Source organism: Sphingomonas sp. Leaf34, from assembly GCF_001421805.1.
Taxonomy (GTDB): domain Bacteria; phylum Pseudomonadota; class Alphaproteobacteria; order Sphingomonadales; family Sphingomonadaceae; genus Sphingomonas.
The window spans coordinates 384,017-409,248 of sequence record NZ_LMLC01000002.1 but is presented as its reverse complement, the minus strand read 5'-3'; the positions used below and the strand labels follow the sequence as shown (position 1 = coordinate 409,248).

General features: G+C 66.3%; 16 protein-coding genes and 2 pseudogenes. 11 read left to right on the top strand and 7 right to left on the bottom strand.

Annotation, left to right across the window (positions count from 1 at the left end; genetic code table 11):
* Positions 1-60: 60 nt before the first annotated feature.
* Positions 61-684: a response regulator transcription factor gene (locus ASF00_RS07185; protein WP_055876301.1), complete on the bottom strand. Its 624-nt coding sequence runs from the start codon at positions 682-684 to the stop codon at positions 61-63.
* Complete coding sequence (gene acs, locus ASF00_RS07180) at positions 681-2,636, bottom strand: acetate--CoA ligase (RefSeq protein ID WP_055876298.1); 1,956 nt, start codon at positions 2,634-2,636, stop codon at positions 681-683. The genes ASF00_RS07185 and acs overlap by 4 nt, the downstream gene beginning before the upstream one ends.
* Before the next feature lie 145 nt (positions 2,637-2,781).
* Here acs and ASF00_RS07175 point away from each other — a divergent pair, with 145 nt between their 5' ends.
* Both ASF00_RS07175 and ASF00_RS07170 read left to right on the top strand, forming a co-directional pair.
* The gene (locus tag ASF00_RS07175; RefSeq protein ID WP_055876295.1) at positions 2,782-4,239 is read left to right on the top strand and encodes a DcaP family trimeric outer membrane transporter; all 1,458 of its coding nucleotides are present in this window, start codon (positions 2,782-2,784) and stop codon (positions 4,237-4,239) included.
* A gap of 49 nt (positions 4,240-4,288) precedes the next feature.
* Positions 4,289-5,956 (top strand): MFS transporter, encoded by a 1,668-nt coding sequence (locus ASF00_RS07170; protein ID WP_055876292.1) that lies wholly within the window; start codon positions 4,289-4,291, stop codon positions 5,954-5,956.
* Positions 5,957-6,122: 166 nt separating this feature from the next.
* Here ASF00_RS07170 and ASF00_RS19285 read toward each other — a convergent pair.
* A pseudogene (locus ASF00_RS19285) lies at positions 6,123-6,209 on the bottom strand (hypothetical protein); the annotation flags it as partial.
* A 10-nt stretch (positions 6,210-6,219) separates the two neighbouring features.
* Positions 6,220-6,656, bottom strand: a pseudogene (locus ASF00_RS18950) (glycoside hydrolase family 3 N-terminal domain-containing protein); the annotation flags it as partial.
* 627 nt (positions 6,657-7,283) lie between these two features.
* Here ASF00_RS18950 and ASF00_RS07160 point away from each other — a divergent pair.
* From ASF00_RS07160 to ASF00_RS07140, 5 genes are all read left to right on the top strand, one after another.
* Complete coding sequence (locus tag ASF00_RS07160; RefSeq protein WP_235525663.1) at positions 7,284-8,078, top strand: gamma-glutamyl-gamma-aminobutyrate hydrolase family protein; 795 nt, start codon at positions 7,284-7,286, stop codon at positions 8,076-8,078.
* A gap of 65 nt (positions 8,079-8,143) precedes the next feature.
* Positions 8,144-10,591, top strand: coding sequence for a TonB-dependent receptor plug domain-containing protein (locus tag ASF00_RS07155; RefSeq protein WP_055876286.1), 2,448 nt, complete (start codon positions 8,144-8,146; stop codon positions 10,589-10,591).
* Between the two features lie 173 nt (positions 10,592-10,764).
* Entirely contained in the window at positions 10,765-11,808 is a 1,044-nt protein-coding gene (locus ASF00_RS07150; protein ID WP_055876284.1) for a rod shape-determining protein, read from the top strand.
* A gap of 166 nt (positions 11,809-11,974) precedes the next feature.
* Positions 11,975-14,344 (top strand): FdhF/YdeP family oxidoreductase, encoded by a 2,370-nt coding sequence (locus ASF00_RS07145; protein ID WP_055876281.1) that lies wholly within the window; start codon positions 11,975-11,977, stop codon positions 14,342-14,344.
* Positions 14,341-15,138, top strand: a complete 798-nt coding sequence (locus tag ASF00_RS07140; RefSeq protein WP_055876278.1) for a formate/nitrite transporter family protein — start codon at positions 14,341-14,343, stop codon at positions 15,136-15,138. The genes ASF00_RS07145 and ASF00_RS07140 overlap by 4 nt, the downstream gene beginning before the upstream one ends.
* Positions 15,139-15,179: 41 nt before the next feature.
* Here ASF00_RS07140 and ASF00_RS07135 read toward each other — a convergent pair whose 3' ends face one another.
* Positions 15,180-15,653 carry an Lrp/AsnC family transcriptional regulator gene (locus ASF00_RS07135; protein ID WP_055876275.1) on the bottom strand — a complete coding sequence of 158 codons (474 nt, stop codon included), beginning with the start codon at positions 15,651-15,653 and terminating at the stop codon, positions 15,180-15,182.
* Between the two features lie 117 nt (positions 15,654-15,770).
* Between ASF00_RS07135 and putA the strand changes: the two genes are divergently transcribed.
* On the top strand, positions 15,771-19,379 hold the full coding sequence (gene putA, locus ASF00_RS07130; RefSeq protein WP_055876272.1) for a trifunctional transcriptional regulator/proline dehydrogenase/L-glutamate gamma-semialdehyde dehydrogenase: 3,609 nt from the start codon (positions 15,771-15,773) through the stop codon (positions 19,377-19,379).
* Between the two features lie 72 nt (positions 19,380-19,451).
* On the opposite strand, the gene ASF00_RS07125 is transcribed toward putA, so the two are convergent.
* Together ASF00_RS07125 and ASF00_RS07120 are read right to left on the bottom strand one after the other, a co-directional pair.
* Positions 19,452-20,318 (bottom strand): exonuclease domain-containing protein, encoded by an 867-nt coding sequence (locus ASF00_RS07125; protein WP_055876269.1) that lies wholly within the window; start codon positions 20,316-20,318, stop codon positions 19,452-19,454.
* A 200-nt stretch (positions 20,319-20,518) separates the two neighbouring features.
* Positions 20,519-20,779 (bottom strand): DksA/TraR family C4-type zinc finger protein, encoded by a 261-nt coding sequence (locus tag ASF00_RS07120; protein ID WP_055876266.1) that lies wholly within the window; start codon positions 20,777-20,779, stop codon positions 20,519-20,521.
* A 147-nt stretch (positions 20,780-20,926) separates the two neighbouring features.
* Between ASF00_RS07120 and ASF00_RS07115 the strand changes: the two genes are divergently transcribed.
* From ASF00_RS07115 to ASF00_RS07105, 3 genes are all read left to right on the top strand, one after another.
* A complete protein-coding gene (locus tag ASF00_RS07115; RefSeq protein WP_055877185.1) occupies positions 20,927-21,736 on the top strand; it encodes a class I SAM-dependent methyltransferase in 810 nt (269 codons plus the stop codon).
* Between the two features lie 82 nt (positions 21,737-21,818).
* Positions 21,819-23,645: a DUF885 domain-containing protein gene (locus ASF00_RS07110; protein WP_055877182.1), complete on the top strand. Its 1,827-nt coding sequence runs from the start codon at positions 21,819-21,821 to the stop codon at positions 23,643-23,645.
* A 114-nt stretch (positions 23,646-23,759) separates the two neighbouring features.
* On the top strand, positions 23,760-24,992 hold the full coding sequence (locus ASF00_RS07105) for an ROK family transcriptional regulator (RefSeq protein WP_235525662.1): 1,233 nt from the start codon (positions 23,760-23,762) through the stop codon (positions 24,990-24,992).
* Positions 24,993-25,232: the final 240 nt, after the last annotated feature.

The following is a 25,232-nucleotide window of genomic DNA, read 5'->3' as shown; positions in this document are numbered from 1 at the left end:
AGTGTAGCGCCAGGTCCTGACGTTCGTCAGGACGACGGACAGGGTGCGGGTGGCGCGCTTTTAATCCGCAAAGTGGATGTCCATCGCCCGCGCCGCCAGCACCGCCTGGGTCCGGTTCTGCACCCCGAGCTTGCGCAGGATCGCGGTCATGTGGCCCTTTACCGTGCCTTCGGAGATGCCGAGATCGAACGCGACCTGCTTGTTCAGGCGACCGGCGAGCACGCCGAGCAGGACCCTCAGTTCGGTCGGCGTCAGGCTCGCGACGCGCGCGGCCATGTCGTCGACCGGCGTGCCCTCGATCGGCGCGTCGCGGTCGCCGGCCAGTGCGCGAGCGACGGCGTCTTCCAGCGTTGCGAGGTCTGCGGTCTTCGAAACGAAACCCACAGCACCATAAGCCCGCGCACGCGGTGCCGCTTCGGCCGCGTCTGCCGAGGAGATCACCAGGATCGGCGTATCGGGCCGTTCGGCATTAAGCAGCGCGACGCCTGCGAACCCTTCCGACCCCGGCATCCGCAGGTCGAGCAGGATCAGGTCCAGCCGCGCCGCGGTGCGCACCGCGGCCACCGCCTCGCACAGCTGCCCCGCCTCGATCACCACCGCGTCGGGCGCGGCGCGGCTGACCGCCAGCTTGAGCGCCTGGCGGAACAGCGGGTGATCGTCGGCGATGAGGATTGTGCGCGTCATGCCGGGACGAGTGTGGCCTCCTCGCGGCCTGCGATCAAGGCGTCGACCACCGCGGGATCGGCGAGCGTCGAGGTGTCGCCGAGCTGGTCGAGCTGGTTCTCCGCGATCTTGCGCAGGATGCGGCGCATGATCTTGCCCGAGCGCGTCTTGGGGAGCGCGGGCGCGAACTGGAGGATGTCCGGCGTCGCGATCGGGCCGATCTCGCGGCGGACCCACTGGACGAGTTCCTTGCGGAGGTTCGCGCTCGGCTCGGCGTTCGCGTTGAGCGTCACATAGGCATAGATGCCCTGGCCCTTCAGATCGTGCGGCATGCCGACGACCGCAGCTTCGGCGACCTTCGAATGCGCGACGAGCGCGCTCTCGACCTCGGCGGTGCCCATGCGGTGGCCGCTGACGTTGATGACGTCGTCGACGCGACCGGTGATCCAGTAATAGCCGTCCGCGTCGCGGCGGCAGCCGTCGCCGGTGAAATACTTGCCCGGATAGGTCGAGAAATAGGTCTGGAAGAAGCGGTCGTGATCGTTCCACACGGTGCGCATCTGGCCGGGCCAGCTGTCGGCGATGACGAGATTGCCCTCGACCGCTCCGTCGAGGACCTTGCCGTCCGCATCGACCAGCTCGGGCATAACGCCGAACAGCGGCTTCGTTGCGCTGCCGGGTTTCAGCGCGGTCGCGCCGGGGAGGGGGCTGATCATGTGACCGCCCGTCTCGGTCTGCCACCAAGTATCGACGATCGGGCAGCGGCCGTCGCCGACGACGTTATGGTACCAGTTCCACGCCTCCGGATTGATCGGCTCGCCGACCGAGCCGATCAGGCGGAGCGACTTGCGGCTGGTCCGCGTCACCCAGTCGTCGCCCTCGCGCATCAGCGAGCGCAGCGCGGTCGGCGCGGTGTAGAGGATATTGACCTGATATTTGTCGACGATCTGCCAGAAGCGGCTGTGATCGGGATAGTTGGGCACGCCCTCGAACATCACCGTCGTCGCGCCGTTCGCAAGCGCGCCGTAGAGCGAATAGGTGTGGCCGGTGACCCAGCCGACGTCGGCTGCGCACCAGAAGATCTCGCCGGGGCGGTAGTTGAAGACGTATTCGTGCGTCATCGACGCCCAGACCAGATAGCCGCCGCTGGTGTGCAGCACGCCCTTGGGCTGGCCGGTGGAGCCGCTGGTGTAGAGGATGAACAGCGGGTCCTCGGCGTTCATCGGTTCGGGTGTGCAGTCGGTCGACTGGTCGGCGACACAATCGTGATACCAGCAGTCGCGACCCTCGGTCATCGTGACCGTGCCGCCGGTGCGGCGGACGACGATGACCGCCTCGACGCCGAGATCGCCGTGGTCGAGCGCGGCGTCGACATTGGCCTTGAGCGGCACGGTCTTGCCCCCGCGCAGGCCTTCGTCGGCGGTGATGACGACACGGCTGTCGCAGTCGTGGATGCGGTTGCACAGGCTCTCGGGCGAGAAGCCGCCGAAGACGACCGAGTGGATCGCGCCGATCCGCGCGCAGGCGAGCATCGCGAACGCCGCCTCGGGAATCATCGGCAGGTAGATCGTGACGCGGTCACCCTTTTTGACGCCGCGTGACTTCAGGCAGTTGGCAAGCTTCGAGACCTCGTCGCGCAGCTCGGCATAGCTGATCTTGCGGGATTCGTCCGGGTTGTCGCCTTCCCAGAGGATCGCGGTCGCGTCGGGGCGGGCGTCGGCGTGGCGATCGACGCAGTTGGCGGCGACGTTGAGCTGGCCGTCCGCAAACCAGCGGATGCGGAAATCGCTCTCGTCGAACGACGTGTCCTTGATCTTGGTCGGGGCGACGATCCAGTCGAGGCGCTTGGCTTCCTTGGCCCAGAACGCGTCGGGATCGGTCGCGGCCTCGGCATACATCCGGTCATAGGCGGCGGCGTCGATCAGGGCGTCCTTCGCCCATTCCGCGGGGACGGGATAGCTTGCCTCGGTCATCTGGCTCTCCTTTTGCCGCGCTATACGCGGTCGTGTCGGGCAGATCATCCCGCACCAAAGTCAGGGATGGCCAGGCGCGCGCGGTGCGCCATGATCACGACGCTTATTCCACGCGCAAGACCAGTGGAAGAGCACGGAGACGGGGATGACACGGATGGCGTTCAGGACGCGACTGGCTTTCACGGCATTGCTTGGCAGTACCGCGCTGGTACCGGGCATGGCACAGGCCCAGACGGCGCGCGAGATCGAGCTCGAGACGCGGTTGAAGGCCCTTGAAGCGGCGGTGCAGGATTTGCGCGGCGAGCTGACTGCGGCGCGCGCGACGGCCGCGGCGCCGATCGCCCCGACGTCCATGAACCCGACTCCCATGAACACCAATCCCATGACCGCGTCTTCGATGAGCGCGGCACCCGCGTCGCCAGGCAGATCGCCCGGCGCGACCAATGTGGCGCAGGCCAAGCCTGTCGCGGCAAATTCGGCACCGACCGACGGTTTTCGCGTTGGGAACACGACGGTCAAGCTGGGCGGCTTCGTTCGCCTCAACGCCATTGCCAGCCGCTACAGCGGTGGCGAGATCGCGGTCGGGGGGCTCGGCAAGGAGTTCTTCCTGCCGCAGCAGATTCCGGTCGGCGGCGGGTTCTCCAGCCAGGACCTGTTGCTTTCCGCGCGCCAGACCCGCCTGCAGTTCAGCACCGCGACCCCGATGAACGGCACCGACATAAAGACTCTGGTGGAGTTCGATTTCGCGCTCGCGACGGCGCCGGTCGGCGCGCAGCGCGCGACCAATCCCTACACGCCGACCTTCCGCCGCGGCTTCATTGAATATGGCAATCTGCTGGTCGGGCAGGAATGGTCGACCTTCCAGAACATCGCGGTGCTGCCGGAGACGACGGATTTCGTCGGACCGCTGGACGGCACGGTGTTCAACCGCCAGGCGCTGATCCGCTACTCCATCCCCTTGCGAACCGGGCTGACGTTGCAGGTCGCGGTCGAGAATCCCGAAACGGAAACCGCGCTGCCGGGCAACGCCGCGCTGGTCGACACGGATGACGACCGCCTGCCCGACGTGGTGGCGCGGGTGAACTGGAAGTCGGCGTTCGGCGATTTTGCGCTGGCCGGTATCGCGCGCGAACTGCGCACCGATACGCTGGGCAGCGGCGATACCGCCTTCGGGTGGGGCGTTTCCGGGTCGGGCAAGATTCCGATCGGCAAGCGTCACGACCTGCGCTTCATGGCGACCTACGGGCAGGGCATCGGCCGGTATCTGGGATTGGGATACGTCCCCGACGCGATCTACGGCGGCACCGCGACGCAGCTGGAGCGGATCGACAATTTCGCGGGCTTCGCGGCGCTGCGGATCGGCTGGACCGATGCGATTCACTCGACCGTCATGGGCAGCTACCAATCGGCCGATTATCCGGCCGGCGTGATCGTCACGGGGCTGGCCAATGCCAAGTCCTATGGCGGCGCGGCCAACCTGTTCTGGTCGCCGGGCAAGGGCTTCGACATCGGCGTCGAGTATCGCCACGCCGTCCGCGAGCTGGTCTCGGGCGACACCGGCGCGCTCGACCGCCTCGAATTCGCATTCAAATACGGGTTCTGATTGCCCAACGCTGCAGAATTCCCATCGATCCACTTGAGAGGATACCGCCATGGCAACGACAACCGGGGACGCATCGCCCCTTGGTCACGTGAAGCAAAGTCAGCCGCTGATCATCATCGCGTCGTCGCTCGGCGCGGTGTTCGAATGGTATGATTTCTACCTCTACGGCCTGCTCGCGACGATCATCACCGCGCAGTTCTTCTCGGGCGTCAACGAGACGACCGGGTTCATCTTCGCGCTCGCGGCGTTTGCGGCCGGGTTCGCGGTGCGGCCGTTCGGCGCGCTCGTCTTCGGGCGGATCGGCGATGTCGTCGGCCGCAAGAACACCTTCCTCGTCACCATGGCGATCATGGGGCTGTCGACGTTCCTGGTCGGCCTGCTGCCGAGCTACGCGTCGGTCGGCGTCGCCGCGCCGATCGCGCTGGTCGTGCTGCGGCTGTTGCAGGGCCTGGCGCTCGGCGGCGAATATGGTGGCGCTGCGACCTATGTCGCCGAGCATGCGCCCGACAAGAAGCGCGGGCTGTTCACCAGCTTCATCCAGACGACTGCGTCGCTCGGGCTGTTCGCGGCGCTGCTGATCGTCATCGGCGTGCGCACGCTGGTCGGCGAAGAGGCGTTCGCCGCCTGGGGCTGGCGTATTCCGTTCATCGTCTCGATCGCGTTGCTCGCGGTGTCGCTGTGGATCCGCATGCAGCTCGAAGAGAGCCCGGTGTTCCAGAAGATGAAGGACGAGGGCAAGACGTCGAAGGCACCGCTGACCGAGGCGTTCGGGCAGTGGAGCAATCTGAAGATCGTCCTCATCGCGCTGTTCGGGGCGGTCGTCGGCCAGGGCGTCGTGTTCTACACCAGCCAGTTCTACGCGTTGTTCTTCCTCGAGAAGAACCTGCGTGTCGACGGGCCGACCACCAACATCCTGATCGCGATCGCGCTGCTGATCGCGACGCCGGCGTTCATTTTCTTCGGCTGGCTGTCGGACAAGATCGGGCGGAAATACATCATTCTGACCGGCTGCGCGCTTGCCGCGCTGACCTACATGCCGCTGTTCCACGCACTGTCGAAGGCGGCTAACCCGGCACTCTATGCGGCGCAGGCCAATTCGCCGGTGAGCGTCGTCGCCAATCCCGACGAATGCTCGGTCCAGTTCGATCCGGTCGGCAAGAACAAGTTCGACAGCAGCTCGTGCGATATCGCCAAGGCGTATCTTGCAAAGGCGGGCATCTCCTACGCTAACGTCATTGCTCCCGCGGGCACCGTCGCGCAGATCCATATTGGCGGCGCGACCATCCCGGTCGTCAACCCGGCGGTCGTGTCGGGTCCTGACAAGGCTGCGGCGATCAAGGCGTTCGGTACCGAGGTGAAGACCGCACTGACCGCGGTCGGCTACCCCGAAAAGGCGGATCCGGCGCAGATCAACAAGCCGCTGGTCATCGCGATCCTCGTCATCCTCGTGCTGTACGTGACGATGGTCTACGGGCCGATCGCGGCGCTGCTGGTCGAGCTGTTCCCGACCAAGATCCGCTACACGTCGATGTCACTGCCCTATCATATCGGCAATGGCTGGTTCGGCGGGTTCCTGCCGACCGCGGCGTTCGCGATGGTCGCGGCGACCGGGGACATCTATTACGGGCTCTGGTATCCGATCCTCGCGTGCGCGGTGACCGCGCTGGTCGGGCTGGTGTTCCTGCCTGAGACGTTCCGCCGGTCGCTGCACAGCTGAGCGACAGCGGTCCCGACGAGATCTGATAGGGCCCGAGGCGCTTAGGGGCGCCTCGGGCCCGAAGCGTTCTGGGCGTCAGGGTCGAAGCACGACCGCCACGACGTCGAGCGGGCGCGGTGACCTGCGCCATGTCGATGCCGCGCTTGACGAAGCATTGCCGCGGGACGATCACCTGCCGCCAGTCGCCGGCCTTGGCCGTAGCGAGTGTCCTCGTGATCGGGACGGTGACCGGCTTGCCGTCGGTGCAGACCATGCCGATCGCGACCGGCCTGTCGCGGGATAGTGCCCGTGTTGCCACCCGCGACGAGGATGGTGGCCGACGGTTTCGGCGGGAGAAGCCCGCCTTCGTTCTTGGGCAACATCATCGATTCGCGAACGGCGCGCCGGGCGATTGCGCGGTGGCCGGCGGCACCGATCAGGGTCATCTTGCCCACGAGCGCGCGCGACGACGCGCGACCGCGATCGAAACTGCCCGCGTGGATTTTCAAGCGCAGGATTCCGCGGACCGCGTCGTCGAGGCGCGCGGCGGGGATCTTGCCCGACTGCGCCTGTCTGAGGTGTTGGTATCGAGCGGCTTCCAGCCGCTGCAGGAATAGATGACCATGTCGAGCCCGGCGTTGATCGCGGCCGCGCTGCTCTCGTTCGGACAGCCGTCGACCTGGCCGTGGCCGTTCCCGTCGCTGACGGCGAGGCCGTCGAAATGGATTTGCGACGGCGCCCGACACGGAGGCGCCACGTTGCGCTACCGGCGTTGCCACCGATTACAGCAGCAGTGCGATCGTGACGCTGGCAAAACTGACTGCATCATCATTCCCCCGGACGATATGCGATGTCGGCCCGTACCTTGGCCGTTCCGCTACCGGGTGTCGCTAGCGATGTGCGAAACATTTGCGTACTTCTGCCGAGATTTCGCGATGCGCGTCGATATAGGTCGATAGCGCTGCGGTGATACGGCGATCGTCTGCGGTCGTAGGATGCGCGTGGCAGCCGGTGAGGGCAAGACCGGTCGTAGCGACGAACGTGACGTCGTGCTGGCCTTCGAGGCTGAGGCGCGCGACGACCTTGCGACTTCGGCACCCCCGCCATCGTCAGACCCCCGCCATCAATCTTAAGCCGGGTCCGCTGCACGTCCTACTGTATCTACCCCCGAAACCCGAAATCCATCCGGATCGTCGGCAAACCCCTAACTTATTTGACCAAGCCCTTGCGACGCGCCGTCGTCACGGCACGAACAATCAATTTTTGCGCGGGCCAAAGGTTAAAATGCTCCAATATCCCATGCGATTGATAGATATTGATTGCGAAAGGCGGGGTCGATGCAGAGGCGATGGACGAACGACATCGGGCGCGGATGATGCGGTTTGCGTGCTGCCGGAGCGATGACGGGCCGATCAAGCCGGTGATCGAAGTATTATGCTGTAACGAGATCACCGATCGCCCGATCCAGGCGGTCGCGACGCGGTTCGTCGAGCCGCTGGTCCAGTATGCCGGCGCGACCGTCCTTCTGGTGCCCGCCGTCGCGGACGCAATGGACACGCGCGCGCTGGCGGGGCGGCTCGACGCGCTGCTGCTGACCGGATCGCGATCCAACGTCGCCGGCGCTCGCTATGGCAAAACCGATGCGGCGGGTGATGCGCTCGATCTCGACCGCGATGCGGTGGCGATGGAGCTGGCGGGGCGGATGATCGAAGCGGGGCGGCCGGTGTTCGGGATCTGTCGCGGATTGCAGGAACTCAACGTGCTGTTCGGCGGAACGCTGACCGATACGCTCGACGCCGGACACCACCGCGTCACCGAAGACGCGACTGCGTATGAAACGCTGTTCGACCATGTCCACGACGTCGACCTTCAGGCGGGTGGGATGCTCGCGACGGTCACGGCACGGCGCAGCCTGTCGGTCACCTCGGTGCATCGCCAGGGGATCGAACGGCTGGGATCCGGGCTCAGCATCGAGGCGCGGGCGACGTCGGACGGTCTGGTCGAGGCGTTCTCTGCGCGGCCGTGCGGCGGCGACGTTCTGGCGGTGCAATGGCATCCCGAATGGAACGTCGCCGCAAGCGCGTCCGGCCAGGCCTTTTTCTCGCTCGTCGGGCAATCGCTAGGGACCCGTCGGGACCATTGAGCGCGTCCGTTCGTTTTACTTGCACCAAGATCGTCGCCGAACGATCCACTATCAGGGACCATGACATGACTGCCTATCGTACCGCGTTGGCGCTCGCCGCGTCGACCATTGCCTTTGTCGGCGCGCACTCGGCTTTCGCCCAGACCGTACCGGCCGAACCCGCTGCCACCCCCCCTGCCGCGGCCGCAATGCCCGACACCCAGGACGACATCATCGTCACCGGAACGCGCACGGTCGGCCGGTCCCGGCTCGACAGTGCGTCGCCGGTCGACGTGCTGAGCTCGGCCGCGCTTCAGCGCCAGGGAACCACCGAGCTTGGCGCAGCGCTCGCGGCGATCGCGCCCTCGATCGACTTCCCGCGCCCCTCTGCGGTCGATGGCACCGATGCGATCCGCCCGGCGACGTTGCGCGGCCTGTCGCCCGACCAGACGCTCGTGCTGGTCAACGGCGTGCGCGGCCATACGTCGGCGCTGCTCAATGTCGGTGGTTCGGTCGGGCGTGGCTCGGCAGCGGTCGATCTGAACACCATTCCGACCGTCGCGCTCGACCGGATCGAAGTGCTCCGGGATGGTGCATCGGCGCAATATGGCTCCGATGCGATCGCCGGGGTCGTCAACCTTCGCCTGCGGGAGGCGCGGTCGGGCGGCGGCGCGACGGTCAATTACGGCTTCTACAACACCGATATCGATACCGCGCACGGCAGTCGCAGCAGGACCGGCGAGCATGCCGTCACCGTCTCCGGCTGGCAGGGGCTCGGGTTCGGCGAAGACGGCTTCCTGACGATTTCGGGCGAATATCTGAACCGTCAGGCGACCAATCGCGCCGATTTCGATCCGCGCGTCGCGGGGCAACGCGTCACGGGCCGTTTCGGTGATCCGGCGGTCGAACAGTACAGCATCTTCGCCAATGCCGGCACGACACTGACGGGGACGTGGAAGCTGTATGGCTGGCTTGGCTATCAGGATCGCGACACGCGCAGCGCGGCGTTTCCACGTCTGGCGAGCGCGACGACGGCGCTGGCCGGTTACCGGGACGGCTTCCTGCCGCTGATCAATACTAAGTCGCGCGACATCAATTCGGCGGTCGGCATCAAGGGCGTCGTCGCCGACTGGAACGTCGATCTGAACGCCAGCTACGGTCGCAACAAGATCGGCTTCCGCACGCTCAATTCGGCCAATTACGCGTTTGGCAGTGCCACGCCGCGGGACTTCTCCGATGGCGCGCTGATCTACGACCAGTACATCGTCGGGCTCGACGTCGATCGCAAGTTCGACCTGTTGCAGGGTGTCAACGTTGCGTTCGGTCTCGAAGGACGCCGCGAAGGGTTCAAGATACAGTCGGGCGAGCTTGCGTCCTACGGCTATCCCGCGGCCGGGACGGTGACGGGCGCCGCCACGACCGCTGCGCCGGGCGCGCAAGGGTTTGGCGGCTTCTCGCCCGCCAACGCGATCGAGCGCAGCCGTCGCAACGGCAGTGTCTATCTCGATGTCGAGACGCAGGTGACCGACAAGTTCCTGGTCGGCCTGGCTGGACGCGGCGAGGATTATTCCGATTTCGGCTCGACCGCGACCGGCAAGATCTCCGCCCGCTATGATTTTGCGCGTTGGTTCGCGTTGCGCGGCACCGCCTCGACCGGCTTCCGTGCACCCGCACTGCAACAACAGTATTTTACCTCGATCGCGACCGTCATCCAGAACGGCAATCCGATTCAGACCGGCACCTTCCCGTCGATCAGCCCGGTCGCGACCCGGCTCGGCGGACTGCCGCTGGAGCCGGAAAAGTCGACCAATCTTTCGGTCGGGACTGTCTTCCGGTTCGGCGGGTTCGATCTGACCGTCGATGCATACCGCATCCGTATTCGCAACCAGATCGGCCTGTCGGAGAATATCACGACGTCGTCGACCCAGTCGGCCGCCGTCAACGCGCAGATCGCCACCCTGTTGGCGGGCTCTGGCGCCACCGCCGCGCGGTTCTTCCTGAACGGTCTGGCTTCCACGACCAAGGGTATCGACGCCGTTGCGCATTACCGCATGCCGACCGATACGGTGGGCACGTTCGACTTCACGATCGCGGGCAACGTCAACGACACGAAGGTGACGCGCGTGCCGACCTCGACATCGACGCTCAATCCCGCGCCGACGCTGTTCGCACGCAGCCGCATCCTGACGCTCGAAGACGGCACCCCCGGCGAGAAGGTGACCGGGTCGATCGACTGGTCGCTCGACCAGTTCGGCGCGCTCGCGCGCGTGACCTATTATGGCGACGTCAACCAGCCGGGTACGACGCAGGCCGCCGACGTTCGCAGCGGCAAGCACGTCATCACCGATCTCGAACTGCGCTATCAGGCGACCAGGGGCGCACAGTTCGGGTTCGGCGTCAGCAACCTGTTCGACGTCTATCCCGACGCGACTATCCCGGCGAACAACAGCACCGGGGTCATCGGCTTCCCTTATTACTCGCCGTTCGGGTTCAACGGCCGCTATCTCTACGCGCGCGCTGGCCTGAGCTGGTAGTCCGCAGACGTTCGGCGATCCTCCCCGTGGCGGGGGAGGATCGGGACGGGATATCGTTCGGATCGCCCGTCCGGACGCAGAGCGATTGACGCGGATCGTATCGCCGCGTCAGCGCGTCGCGGACAAGCCGATCGCGTCCCGCGGCGCGGCGTCGTTGCAGACTGTGCCAGCATATGCGTCTTCCCCGCCTGTTCAGCCGCCCCTCCAGCGACATGGCGATCGATCTCGGCACGGTGAACACCGTCGTCTATCTGCGCGGGCAGGGGATCGTGCTCAACGAACCGTCGGTGGTCGCCATCGAGACGCGCGGCGGCGTGAAACAGGTCCGCGCAGTCGGCGCCGAGGCCAAGCTGATGATGGGCAAGACCCCCGACGGGATCGAGACGATCCGGCCGATGCGCGACGGCGTGATCGCCGATCTCGACGTCGCGGAGCAGATGATCAAGTTCTTCATCGACAAGGCGCATGGCGGGCACAGCCGCATGCCGCGCTATCCCGAGATCGCGATCTGCATCCCGTCTGGCGCGACGCTGGTCGAGCGTCGCGCGATCCGCCAGGCCGCGTCCAACGCGGGCGCACGCAAGGTCTTCCTGATCGAGGAGCCGATGGCGGCGGCGATCGGCGCCGGGCTGCCGGTGACCGAGCCGGTCGGCGCGATGGTCGTCGATATCGGCGGCGGCACCACCGAGGTCGCGGTGCTGTCGTTGCGCGGGCTTGCCTACAGCACGTCGGCGCGGGTCGGTGGCGACAAGATGGACGATGCGATCGCCTCGATGATCCGACGCAAGCATAACCTGATGATCGGTGAGGCGACCGCCGAGCGAGTCAAGCTGGCGGTCGGGATGGCGCGGATGCCCGAGGACGGCGTCGGCGAGATGATGCGCGTGAAGGGGCGCGACCTGCGCGCCGGCGTGCCGCGCGAGATCGAGGTGACGCAGGCTGACATCGCCGCATCGCTGGGCGACCTGATCGGCCAGATCGTCGAAACCGTGCTGACCGCGCTCGAGAAGACCGAACCCGAACTGGCCGCGGACATCTGCGATCAGGGTATCGTGATGACGGGCGGTGGCTCACTGCTGGCGCGGATCGACGAGGTGCTTTCGGAGGCTACGGGGCTGCCGGTTATCGTCGCGGAGAACGCGCTGACCTGCGTCGCGATCGGCGCGGGCCGCGCGATGGAAGAGCCGATCTATCAGGGCGTCATGACCGAAGTCTGATGCGCGTCGATGGCTGCGTCGTAAGTCTCGAGAGCACTTACGAAATATCGCGATCACGCAGTGGGAGAATTTCGCTTTAGCCCGGCTGGGGGATGGTCGTAGGGCACAGGTACGTATGCGTCTCTGACCTACTGTCGAACGCACGACTGACACCGGGAGAAGCGACTTGGCGACCAAACGTCCAGAGGGCATTGCGGACTATACCGGCCCGGCAGGGGGCTGGGGCGCGTTGAAGGCGGTCGCCGCCTCGTTGAAGGCGCAGCAGATCGTCGTGCGCGGCGGCCAGACTCTGCTCAAGTCGAACCAGCCCGACGGCTTCGATTGCCCGAGCTGCGCGTGGCCCGACCCGAAGCACACCTCGTCGTTCGAATTCTGCGAGAACGGCGCCAAGGCGGTCGCGTGGGAATCGACCGCGAAGACGATCGGCGCGGACTTCTTCGCCAAGCACAGCGTGTCGGACATCTGGCAGCAGAGCGATCACTGGATCGAGGACCAGGGCCGCGTCACCGAGCCGCTTCGCTACAATGCCGCCACCGATCATTACGAGGTCGTGAGCTGGGCGGAGGCGATGCGCGAGATCGGCGCAGGGCTCGCTGCGGTGCCGAACCCGAACCAGGCCGAATTCTACACCTCCGGGCGCTGCTCGAACGAGGCGGCGTTCCTGTTCCAGCTGTTTGTCCGGTTGTACGGTACCAACAACTTCCCCGACTGCTCGAACATGTGCCACGAGGCGACCTCGGTCGGGCTGCCGAAGTCGATCGGTATCGGCAAGGGGACCGTCAGCCTCGAGGATTTCGATCACGCCGACCTGATCCTGTCGATCGGGCACAACCCCGGCACCAACCATCCGCGGATGATGGCGACCTTGCGCGAAGTGTCGAAGCGCGGCGGCAAGATCATCGTCTTCAACCCGCTGAAAGAGCGCTCGCTCGAGCGCTTCGAATCGCCGCAGTCGGTGGTCGAGATGGCGACGATGTCGGCGACCCCGATCGCCAGCAGCTATTATCAGGTGAAGGTCGGCGGCGACGCGGCCGCGCTGAAGGGCATCGCCAAGGCGCTGGTGGCGCTCGATGACGCCGCCAAGCAGTCGGGCGGCGAACCCGCGCTGGATCATGCGTTCATTGCCGAGCATACCGCCGGGCTCGACGACTATATCGCCGACCTGGCGACCAGCGAGTGGGCGGATATCGAGCGCTCCAGCGGCCTTTCGCGCAGCGATCTGGAAGAGGTGGCGCTCGCCTATTCGAAGTCGAAGTCTACGATCTGCTGCTACGGGATGGGCGTTACGCAGCACCGCACCGGCACTACCAACGTCCAGCAGATCGCCAACCTGCTCCTGTTGCGCGGCAACATGGGCAAGCCGGGTGCGGGCATCTGTCCCTTACGCGGGCACAGCAACGTGCAGGGCGACCGTACCGTCGGGATCACCGAGCGGCCGATGCCGGTGTTGCTCGACGCGATGCGCGACGTGTTCGGGTTCGAACCGCCGCGCGAGCATGGTCATTCCGTCGTCGAGAGCATCGCGGCGATGCGCGACGGCGACGCCAAGGCGATCGTGTGCCTCGGTGGCAATCTCGCCATCGCCTCGTCCGATCCGCAGGCCTGTGCGGAAGGGTTCCGCAATCTCGATCTGGCGGTCCACATCACGACCAAGCTCAACCGCACGATGCTGTTGATGGCCAAGTCGACCTACATCCTGCCGTGTCTCGGTCGGACCGAGCTCGATATGCAGGCGACCGGCCAGCAATCGGTGACGGTCGAGGATTCGATGTCGATGGTCCACGCCTCACGCGGCTTCCTGATGCCGCCGGGCGACAATGTGAAGTCCGAGATCTGGATCGTCGGCGAGATCGCCAAGGCGACGCTGGCGGTCAGGGGATCGCCGGTCGCGATCGACTGGGACGCGTATGTCGGCGACTACAGCCTGATCCGCGACAAGATCGAGGCGGTGTTCCCGGCGTTCGCCGATTACAACGCGCGCATCCGCAAGCCGGGCGGCTTCCACCTGCCCAATTCCGCGGCGATGCGGCAGTGGAACACCGACAGCGGCAAGGCCAACTTCCTCGTCACCAAGGGCGTCGCGGAGGATGAGGGTACGGGCGATCCGACCGTGCTGCGTCTGACCACGCTGCGCGCGCACGACCAGTACAACACCACCGTCTACAGCCTCGACGATCGCTATCGCGGCGTGTTTGGGCGCCGCGATATCCTGTTCATGAACGAGCGCGACATGGCGCGGCTCGGGCACAAGGAAGGCGATGTCGTCGATATCGCGACGGCCCTCCAGTTCGCGCGGGCCGACCGCGTCGTCCAGAAGCTGATGCTGGTCCGCTATGCGCTGCCCGATGGCTGCGTCGCCTCCTATTACCCCGAGACGCAGCCGTTGATCGCGCTCGAAGATCACGATCCGCAGAGTTTTACTCCCTCCTATAAATCCATCCCGGTGACCGTCCGTCCCGCCGCTGCCGACCTGGGGTCGGATCGCGGCGTGGTGCGCGCGGGGATCGTCGGCCACGAGAGCAAAGTCCACGCATGAGCACCGGGTATTCGTCGACCATCGACACCTACGCGACCCTCGCCGCCACCAAGGCGGAGGCATTGCGGCGCTCGCCTGCGGGTTTCTTTGCGGGCGCTATTCTGGCGGGCACGTATATCGGCATCGCGATGATCCTCGCGCTCAGCACTGCGTCGGGGCTCGAACCCGGCGTCCGCCCGTTGGTGATGGGCGCGACCTTCGGGCTCGGGCTGATCCTGACGGTGTTTGCGGGCGCGGAGCTGTTCACCGGCTATGTGATGTATATCGGCTTTGGCCTCGCGCGACGGACCATTACGATCGCGGACGCCCTTAAGCTGGCGGTCGTGGTGTGGATCGGCAATCTCGTCGGCGGCGTCATATTGTCGCTGGTGTTCGCCGCAGGCGGTGGCGGCGCGATTTTCGCCAACGCCGATTCGATGTTCCACGCGTATGTGCTGCACAAGGTATCGGTCGACGCGACCGCGCTGCTGGCCCGCGCGATTCTCTGCAACTGGCTGGTCTGCCTCGCGATCTGGACTGCGGCGCGGATGACGGGCGATGCCGCCAAGTGCATTGCGATGGCCTGGATCCTGCTCGCGTTCGTCGCTGCAGGGTTCGAGCATTCGGTCGCGAATATGACCGCCCTCACGCTCGGCCTGCTGGTGCCGCAATCGTCGATCGATCTTGCGGGCATGGTTCGCAACCTCGCGATCGTGACGGTCGGCAACACGATCGGCGCGCTGGTCTTCGTCGTCGGCGGCTATCTCGCGGCGTCGAAGACCGACGCGGCCGTCGCGCCCGCCAATCGTGGTTGATGCGATCCCCCTCCTGATAGGGGAGGACGTCGCGGCTCAGATCACATCGCGCCGTCGCGGATCGTTTCCATCGCGACGAAGGTCGATGTGCTCGCGACATGCGGCAGGCTCGATATCCGCTCGCCCAGCACCTCGCGATAGCGGCGGATATCGGGCGTGCGGACTTTGAGCAGATAATCGAAGCTGCTGGCGATCATGTGACATTCCTCGACCTCGCGGATCGCGAGCACCGCGCGGCGGAACGCGTCGAGCGCGGCCTCCCGCGTGTCGGACAGCTTGACCTCGGTAAAGGCGATATGATCGAGCCCGAGCTTGACCGGATCGAGCACCGCCCGGAACCCGCGGATATACCCTTGGTCGAGCAGGCGTTTCAGCCGGACCTGGCACGGTGTCTTGGACAGGCCGACCCGCCGCGCGAGCTCGGCAACCGACATCCGGCCATCGTCGCGCAGCAGGTCGATCATCCGCCTGTCGAACTGGTCGATCGCACCGATATGATCGATCTTGTTAGCCATTCCGCCTCTCCTGACCTCGAAAAATGGTCGGTCGAACTGTTACTTGGCGATCGATAAGGCGGATCGCCATGCGCGTCCATGCTACGTTCTGGTCAGGTTCCAGACGAGGCTCGCCGCATGTCGCACACTTCTTCGCTTCCCCCGCTCTTTGCCGACTTCGCTCCGCCGATCCGCGATCAGAGCGCCCTGCGCCGCGCGATCACCGCCGCCTATCGTCGCCCGGAAGCTGAATGCCTTGCGCCGCTGCTCGATCAGGCGACGCTCGACGACGCGACGGCAGCAGAGGCGATGCGCACCGCGTCCGCGTTGATCACCGCGCTGCGGGCGAAAAAGCGCGGCGGCGGGGTCGAGGGGATCGTTCAGGAATATGCGCTGTCGAGCCAGGAAGGCGTCGCGCTGATGTGCCTGGCCGAGGCGATGCTGCGGATTCCGGATGCGGAGACGCGTGACGCGTTGATCCGTGACAAGATCGCAGGCGGCGATTGGAAATCGCATCTGGCGGAAGGACGCTCCTTGTTCGTCAATGCGGCGACCTGGGGGTTGGCCTTGACGGGCAAGCTGACCGGAAGCGTCGACGACAAGGGGCTTGGCGCGGCGCTCACCCGGTTGATCGCGCGCGCGGGCGAGCCCGTCATCCGTGGCGGCGTGGCGATGGCGATGCGGATGATGGGCGAACAATTCGTCGCCGGGCAGACCATCGGTGAAGCGCTCAAGCATGCGCGTGGTCCCGAGGCGGAGGGTTTCCAGTACAGCTATGACATGCTTGGCGAGGCAGCGACGACGGCGGAGGATGCGCGGCGCTATCATGGGGATTACGTTGCGGCGATCCATGCCATCGGCAAGGCGTCGGCGGGGCGCGGGATCTATGGCGGGCCGGGAATATCGATCAAGCTGTCCGCGCTGCACCCACGCTATGCCCGGTCGCAGGCGGACCGCGTGATGGCCGAACTGCTGCCCGACGTGAAAGCGCTCGCGCTGCTGGCGAAGCGCTACGATATCGGCCTGAACATCGACGCGGAGGAGGCGGATCGTCTCGAACTGTCGCTCGACCTGCTCGAAAGCCTGGCGACCGACCCCGATCTGCGCGGCTGGAACGGGCTCGGCTTCGTGGTGCAGGCCTACGGCAAACGCTGCCCGTTCGTGCTCGACTGGATCGTCGATCTCGCGCGGCGTGCCGACCGGCGGATCATGGTCCGACTGGTCAAGGGCGCCTATTGGGACGCGGAGATCAAACGCGCGCAGGTCGACGGGCTCGCCGACTTCCCGGTCTACACGCGCAAGGTCCACACCGACGTCGCCTATCTCGCCTGCGCGCGTAAGCTGCTGACGGCGGGGGATGCGGTGTTCCCTCAATTTGCGACGCACAATGCGCAGACGCTCGCGACCATCCACGCGATGGCCGGGCCCGCGTTCGCGATCGGCGATTACGAGTTCCAGTGCCTCTACGGGATGGGCGAGCCGCTGTACGAGGAGGTCGTCGGCGGCAATCGGCTGAACCGGCCGTGTCGGATCTACGCGCCGGTCGGAACGCACGAAACGCTGCTCGCCTATCTCGTCCGGCGGCTGCTCGAGAACGGCGCGAACTCGTCGTTCGTCAACCGGATCGCGGACCCGGCGGTGGGGATCGCCGAGCTTGTCGCGGACCCGGTCGCGACGGTTCGCGCGATGCCGGTGCCGGGCGCGCCGCATCCGGTGATCGCCTTGCCGCGCGACCTGTACGGGACGCGTCGCAACTCCGACGGACTCGATGCGAGCGACGAGGGCGTGCTGGCGACCTTGAGTGACACGTTCCGCGGGGCGCTGGCGCCGGTGCAGGCCGGAACCGACGGCGAACCGCGGCCGGTGCTGAACCCGGCGGATCACCGCGACGTCGTCGGCACCGTGCGCGAAGTCTTGCCGGATGCTGTGCTGGCACTGGCGCGGACGGCGGCCGAGGCCGCACCGCGCTGGGCTGCGGTGACGGTGACGGAGCGCGCGGCGTGCCTGGACCGGGCGGCCGACCTCATGCAAGCACGGATGCCCGCGTTGCTGCCGCTCGTCATGCGCGAGGCGGGCAAGTCGCTCGCCAACGCTGTCGCCGAGGTGCGTGAGGCGATCGATTTCCTGCGCTATTATGCGCAACAGGCGCGCGTGCTGCCGGCGGGGCAACGTCCGCTCGGGGTGGTGACGTGCATCAGCCCGTGGAACTTCCCACTCGCGATCTTCGCCGGCCAGGTCGCCGCCGCGCTGGTCGCCGGCAATGCGGTGCTGGCCAAGCCCGCCGAGGAAACGCCGCTGATCGCCGCGCAGGGTGTCGCGATCCTCCACGATGCCGGGATCCCGGCTGACGTGCTGCATCTGGTGGCGGGGGACGGCGCGGTCGGCGCGGCCCTGGTCGCTGCGCCCGAGACGATGGGCGTGATGTTCACGGGCTCGACCGACGTCGCGCGGCTGATCCAGGCCGAACTCGCCAAGCGGGTATCGCCCGCCGGTGCGCCGATCCCGCTGGTGGCCGAGACCGGTGGCCAGAATGCGATGATCGTCGATTCCTCGGCGCTGGCCGAACAGGTGGTCGCGGACGTGGTGGCATCGGCGTTCGACAGCGCCGGCCAGCGCTGTTCGGCACTTCGCATCCTGTGCTTGCAGGAGGACGTCGCCGACCGGACGTTGGCGATGCTGAAGGGCGCCCTGCGCGAGTTACGGATCGGCCGGACCGATACGCTGGCGACCGATATCGGCCCGGTGATCTCGGCCGAGGCCAAGACCATGATCGAAGGGCATATCGCGCGGATGCGATCGCTCGGCCGCCCGGTCGAGCAGATCGCGCCCGTAGGTGACACGACGCATGGGACGTTCGTGTCGCCGACGATCATCGAGCTCGACGATCTTGCCGATCTGGAGCGCGAAGTGTTCGGGCCGGTGCTGCACGTCATCCGCTTCCGGCGCGCGGAGCTCGGAACGCTGATCGACCGGATCAACGCGACCGGATACGGCCTGACGTTCGGGCTGCACACGCGGCTCGACGAGACGATCGCATTCGTCACCGGGCTGGTCCGAGCCGGCAATCTGTACATCAACCGCAACGTGATCGGCGCGGTGGTCGGCGTCCAGCCATTCGGTGGGCGTGGGCTGTCGGGGACTGGGCCGAAGGCGGGCGGGCCGTTGTATCTCGGACGGCTGGTGACGGGAGCGGATGTCGGGACGCCCGGATCGGGTGACGCCGCAGTCGGCGCACTGGCATCCTGGCTCGACGATGCCGGCGACACGGCTGCGGCGGCGATGGTGCGGGACCGCGCGCGCGCGTCGTCGCTGGGGGGCACGACCGAACTGGCTGGGCCGGTCGGCGAGACCAACCTGTACGCGATTCATCCGCGCGGGACTGTGCTGCTGCTGCCCGAGACGCGGGAGGGTTTGATCGCCCAACTGGCCGCAGGGCTTGCGACGGGTAACGATCTCGTCGTTGGTGGGGCTTCAGCGCTCGCGCTCGATCTGCCAAAGCCGGTCGCCGCCCGGGTGCGCTGGACGGACGATTGGGCTGCCGCCGGGCCGTATGCGGGCGCACTGATCGAGGGCGATGCCGCGCGCGTTCGCAGTCTCAACCAGGCGATTGCCGCGCTGCCTGGGCCGATTGTCCTGACGCAGGCCGGTGGCGCAGGCTATCGCCTCGACTGGCTGGTCGAGGAGGTATCGACCTCGATCAACACCACCGCCGCCGGGGGCAATGCGAGCCTGATGGCGATGGCCTGATGGCGATGGCCTGAGCCAGCGAGCCGATTGGCATCAAGCGCGATCGAAACTCTCCCCCGTGGCGGGGGAGGATTACGCGGAGCGGCTGGCGGCGATCGCCTTCAGCGCATCGCTGGCGATGATCCGGATCGGTGCACCCTCTGCCCGCAGCGCTTGCGCCCGCAGGTAAGCGACGCTCGAGCGGGTCGCGCGGCCGAACGGCTCGCGACCGGCGACCACCAGCAGCGTCGTCGAGCTGCCGACCCCGGTCATCACGCGCGCGCCGAGCCCGGCGGCGATGTGCGCAAGCCGGCCATCGCGCGGCTCGCCCAAAATTACGACGCGGTCCTCCTTCAGCGGACCGTCGGGCGCGGCGCGCGGCGCAGCGCCGGCGACGCGGGGCGGGGCGAGCCAGTCGTGGAGCGACAGCCCGGTATGTTCGCTCGCCTTGACGATCACCCAGCCTGCTGCGCGCGCATCGCTCAGCGCGTCGTGATGCTTGTGCGCGATCCCGAGATATCGCGCGAGCAGCCCGAGCCGGTGGCTTTCGAGATCGGGCCAGGCGCGCTTGGCAACGCGCACGCTGTCGAGCCAGGTCGTCTCGATCATCGCGCGGTCATGAACGCGGCAGGCGGCGGCCAGCGCGCCTTTGTCGAAATAGGAATGCGCGACCGTCGTCCGCCCCGACAAATGGCCGTGGACGGTCGCGTGGACATCGGCAAAGGTCGGTCGGCCGACGACGTGATGCGCGGCAATTCCGTGGATCCGTGTGTTGAACACCTCGAACACGTCACGCGGGTCGATCAGCGTTTCATATTCGAAGATCTCGCGCCCGCCCTTGAAACCCACGATCCCGATCTGGCAGATGCTGCTGACGCGCGAGCACGCCGTCTCGACGTCGATGACGACGAAATCGGGGGCGTCGTCGGGCGGGGCAGGGGTGTGCGTCACGTCGCTCATGGGTCTGCCCTGACGATCAAGCGAAGCCAAGTAAAGCTCGCGAAGCGACCACGATCCTTCGTCCTCAAGGAGATACGGTAGGCTCCCGCGTCACGCAGTGGAAGCATGCGGTATCCGGGGTTGCCCGCGCGTCCGTCATCTCGCCCTGCAATCCAGCCTTTCCGAGCCGGAAATCACACGATGCCGTCACCGCCCTTGGGTCACCGAAGCTGGCTGTCCTTGCTCCCGCGGCGGTTGAACAGTGCGGAGGCGGGGCGATCGCGGCTGCTCTGGCACGCGACACAGGTGCGCACACCGGGGATTGCCACGCGTCGTCCTTCCGGGATGTCGTCGCCGCATTGTGCGCAATATGTCTCGCTCTCACCCGTCGGCATCCTTGCACGCGCCGCCAACACGGCATCCATCACCGTGTCGTCGATCTGATCCTGCACCGCGCCATCGCGAGTCCAGCCGCCAGCCATTGCTCGTTCCTTTGGTCAACCTCTTCGAGAATATGGGTAATCATGCTGTCCTTTTCCAGGGATGGACCAGCCCGCATCGCGCCTGCGGGCTTGTGGATCGATCACATCCGGGCCACGCTGGCGTCAGCCCATTCCGAAAGGTCGACGATGAACCGCTCTGTCCGTTTCTTGCTCTGCGCTGCCCCCGCTTTGCTCGCTGTGAGCGCACCGATTGCCGCGAGCGCGCAACGCGTGCCTGCGCCGATCGCTGCCGCTGTCGCAGGGGCGACGCGCACGCCATCCAACGTCGCGCGCGACCGCTATCGCCACCCGGCGCAGACGCTCGCCTTTTTCGGTGTCAAGCCGACCGATACGGTGGTCGAGATCTGGCCGTCGGGCGGCTGGTATACCGAGATCCTCGCGCCGCTGACCGCGCGGAATGGTGCGTACTACGCGGCAGGACCGTGGGAGAAGGGCCTGAACGGCGTGCGAGCGATGCAAGCGAAGAATGCCACGACCTATGGCAAGGTCCGGCTTGCGGCGTTCCCCGCCGAGGCCGGCCAGCCAAGCGTCCCCGATGGCAGCGCCGACGTCGTGCTGACGTTCCGCAACGTCCACAACTGGCGGTTTGGCGGCGCGGATCGCGCACGCGCGATGTTTGCGGCGATGTTCAAGATGCTGAAGCCGGGCGGCACGCTTGGTGTCGTCGAGCATCGCCTGCCCGAAGCACGCGATGTCGCAGCCGAGGAAAAGAGCGGCTATATGAAGCCGAGCTCGGTGATCGGCTTCGCGACCGCGGCCGGGTTCAAGCTGGCGGGCACGTCCGAGGTCAACGCGAACCCGAAGGACACGGCGGACTGGCAGGGTGGCGTCTGGACGCTGCCGCCGAGCTATGCGCTGAAGGACGTCGATCGCGCCAAATACACCGCGATCGGGGAGAGTGACCGGATGACGCTGAAGTTCGTCAAACCGCGGTAAGGCGTCGCTTGCAGCAGGTGGGTCTCCGGCCTACTCCCTCTCGATAGCCGCGTCTTTGCGGAGGGGGAATTTGCCGGTGTCGATCAAGCTGCTGCTCGCTGCGTTTCTTGCAACTGCCGGCGCAACTGCCGGCGCGACGGCGGCGGTCGGCCAGGCCTTGCCGCCGCCAACCGCCCAGCCGGGCGATAGCGCCGAGGATACCAAGCTCAAGGCGCTGTTCTACGCCAGCGACGAGGCGAGCCTGAAGCGCAACCCGGTATCGGCGATCTTTCGCGGCGACCTGCGATATGCGGATCGTCTCGGTGCGTATCTGACAGACGCCTATACCGCAGCCGAGCGCGCGGCCGCGGAGGCCGATCTCGCCGCGCTTGCCCGGATCGATCGCGCGAAACTCTCCGCGGTCGACCAGATCGCGTATGACGTGTTCGGGACAAGTACGCGGATCACGCTACGTGGCTATGCCCCCGATCTGCTCAAAATCCAGCGCGACCTCCCGATCGATCACATGTCGGGTTTCCAGACCTTCTATCCCGATTTCGCATCGGGGGAGGGGGCGGCGCCGTTCAAGACACTCGCCGATTACGAGAACAACCTAAAGCGCAACGCCGAATATGCGGCTGTCCTCGACCGCGCGATCGGGTTGTTCCGCGAGGGCATGGCGGACGGCATCGTCCAGCCACGGCTGGTGGTCGACAACATGATCGGCCAGTTCGACAATCTGATCAAGGAAGGCGTCGAGCGTTCGACCTTTGCAGGCCCGCTCAAAACGTTTCCGGCGACCGTTTCGGCGGCGGATCAGGTACGGCTGCGCATCGCCTATGCCACGCAGATTCGCGACGTGATCCTGCCTGCGGAACAGCGGATGCGCGATTTTCTTGCCAACACCTATCGCGCCAAAGCGCGCGACAGCGTCGGGCTGTCCGCCATTCCGGGCGGGGCCAAGCTGTACACGTACCTGATCGAGCAGAACACGACGTTGCCGCTGTCCGCCGACGACGTCCACACTCTCGGTCTGGCAGAGGTCGCGCGGCTGCTGAAGGACATGGGCGTGCAGAAGCAGGCGGTCGGCTTCAAGGGGACGCTGCCTGAGTTCTTCACCTATCTGCGGACCGATCCCAAGTTCGCGCCGGTCTCCGCCGAGGCGCTGCGCGAGGGGTATAAGGCGATCGAGACGAAGATCTATCGCCGGATCCCGGAGCAGTTCTCGCTGCTGCCCAGGACCAAGCTCGAGATCCGCGCGGTGCCCGCGTTCAAGGAGAAGACCGAGGCGGGCGGCTCGTACCAGGGGGGCACGCCCGACGGGACGCGTCCGGGCGTCTTCTATTATAACACCTATGACCTGCCGTCGCGTTACACCTGGGAGATGGAGACGCTGTTCCTTCACGAGGGCGTGCCGGGGCATCATTTCCAGATCAGCCTCGCGCAGGAGAACGAGGCGTTGCCCGCGTTCATGCGGTTCGGCGGGAACACCGCCTATGTCGAAGGCTGGGCGCTGTATGCGGAAAGCCTGTGGAAAGAGCTTGGCGTCGAGACCGATCCGTATCAGCGGATGGGCGGGCTGAACGACGAGATGCTGCGCGCGATGCGGCTGGTGGTCGACAGCGGGATCCACGCCAAGAATTGGACGCGCGACCAGGCGATTGCGTATATGCTCGCCAATTCGCCGATGGCGCGCACCGATGCGACCGCCGAGGTCGAGCGCTACATCGCGATTCCGGGGCAGGCGCTGGCGTACAAGATCGGCCAGCTGACGATCGCGCGGACCAAGGCAAAGGCGAAGGCGGCGCTGGGTACGCGCTTCGATCCGCGCGGTTTCCATGCGCAGGTTCTCGACACCGGCGCGCTGCCGATGCCCGTGCTCGAGACGAAGATCGATCGCTGGATCGCGGCAGGTGGACGCGCGGGATGACGACGCGCGCGGTGAGTACCAAAATAAATCTGTGAATGTTGACCCGCGGGTATCGCTGGGGGGACGATGAGCAATACCAAAATATGATCTCTCAAGATTGCTGGAGGGATAAGGTTGAATTTTTCGGATTTCGAGCCGTCGGTCCACAGCGGTGTCACTGCGGACGAGCGTGCGGTGCGATTGGGGCCCAGCCTGTCGGGGACCAACCTCGAGCGCGCAGGCGACTATAACCAGCGCGTCGTCCTGCAGGTGATCCGGCGTCATCCGGACATCACCCGCAGCGAAATCGCGACGATGACCAATCTGACGTCACCGACCATCGCCAACATCACCGCGCGGCTGTTCGATGCCGAGCTGATCGTCGACGCCGGTCGTCGCACCGGCGTCCGCGGGCAGCCCGCGGTACAGTTGCGGATCAATCCCGACGGCTGTTTCGCGATCGGCCTGAACATCGACCGTGATCATGTGACGCTGGTATCGCTCGATCTGGCGGGCACCGTCCGGTCGCGGTTCACGCGGCACATCGCGTTCGCGATGCCCGAAGACGTCGTCGCGATCGTCCGGACCGGTATCGCCGAGATCCACCAGAGCGGCGTGATCCGCACCGACCGCGTACTCGGCGTCGGCGTCGCCCTGCCCGACGATCTCGGTCGCGTCGTCCTGCCGCACCGGCCCGAGGGCTATGAGCGGTGGGGCGAGGTCGATCTCCAGGCGCTGCTCGCCGACGTCGTTCCCTGGTCGATCCATATCGACAACGACGCCGCCGCCGCCGCGATCGGCGAGGCGCAGTTCGGCAGCGGGCTCGACCATGCCAGCTTCTTCTACATCTTGATCAGTGCCGGGCTCGGCGGCGGAATCGTGATCGACGGCACCTATTATCGCGGGGCCGATGCGCGCAGCGGGGAAATCGGTTTCCTGCCGCTGACCGGCGATCCGTCGCGGGTGTTGCAGGACATCGTGTCGTTGTCGGCGCTGGCCGAACGGCTCGAAGCCGCGGGGCAGTCGATCGACGGGCTCGATCCCACGCTGGCGTTTCCCGAGGCGCATGCACCGCATCTCGTCGCCTGGCTTGACGAGGCGTCGTGCGCACTGGTGCCCGCGCTGACCGCGATCAACTGCCTGATCAACCCGGCGGCGATCCTGCTCGGCGGCCGTCTGCCCGATGTGATCCTCGATCGGCTGGCGGCCGAGACGCTGGGCAAATTGTCCGCCGCGATGTCCAATATCCCCGCGTCGGCGCCGATCGGCCGCGCCACGCTCTCGCGCGATGCGCCCGCAGTCGGCGCGGCGATCCTGCCGTTTCTCGATCGAATGCTCCCCTCCGATGCTATCCTCATCAAGCCCTGAAAACCTATCATGGGGCGGGGCGTCAGTCGCAGATCGCCCCTTTGAAGATCGGCATGTGCGGCCGGGCGAGCGATGCGGAGAAGCGCGCCTGCGACCACTGGCCGCGTCCAGACACGCTGTTGGACGGTCTCGCCGGGCGACGGGCGAACCTGTACCGGCCAGTCCGGGCCGCCGTTCCGATACAGCGTTGTCGCAGCCGTGGCACCGCACAAAGCCAGCGTCGAGATCGTGTTTGCGAAC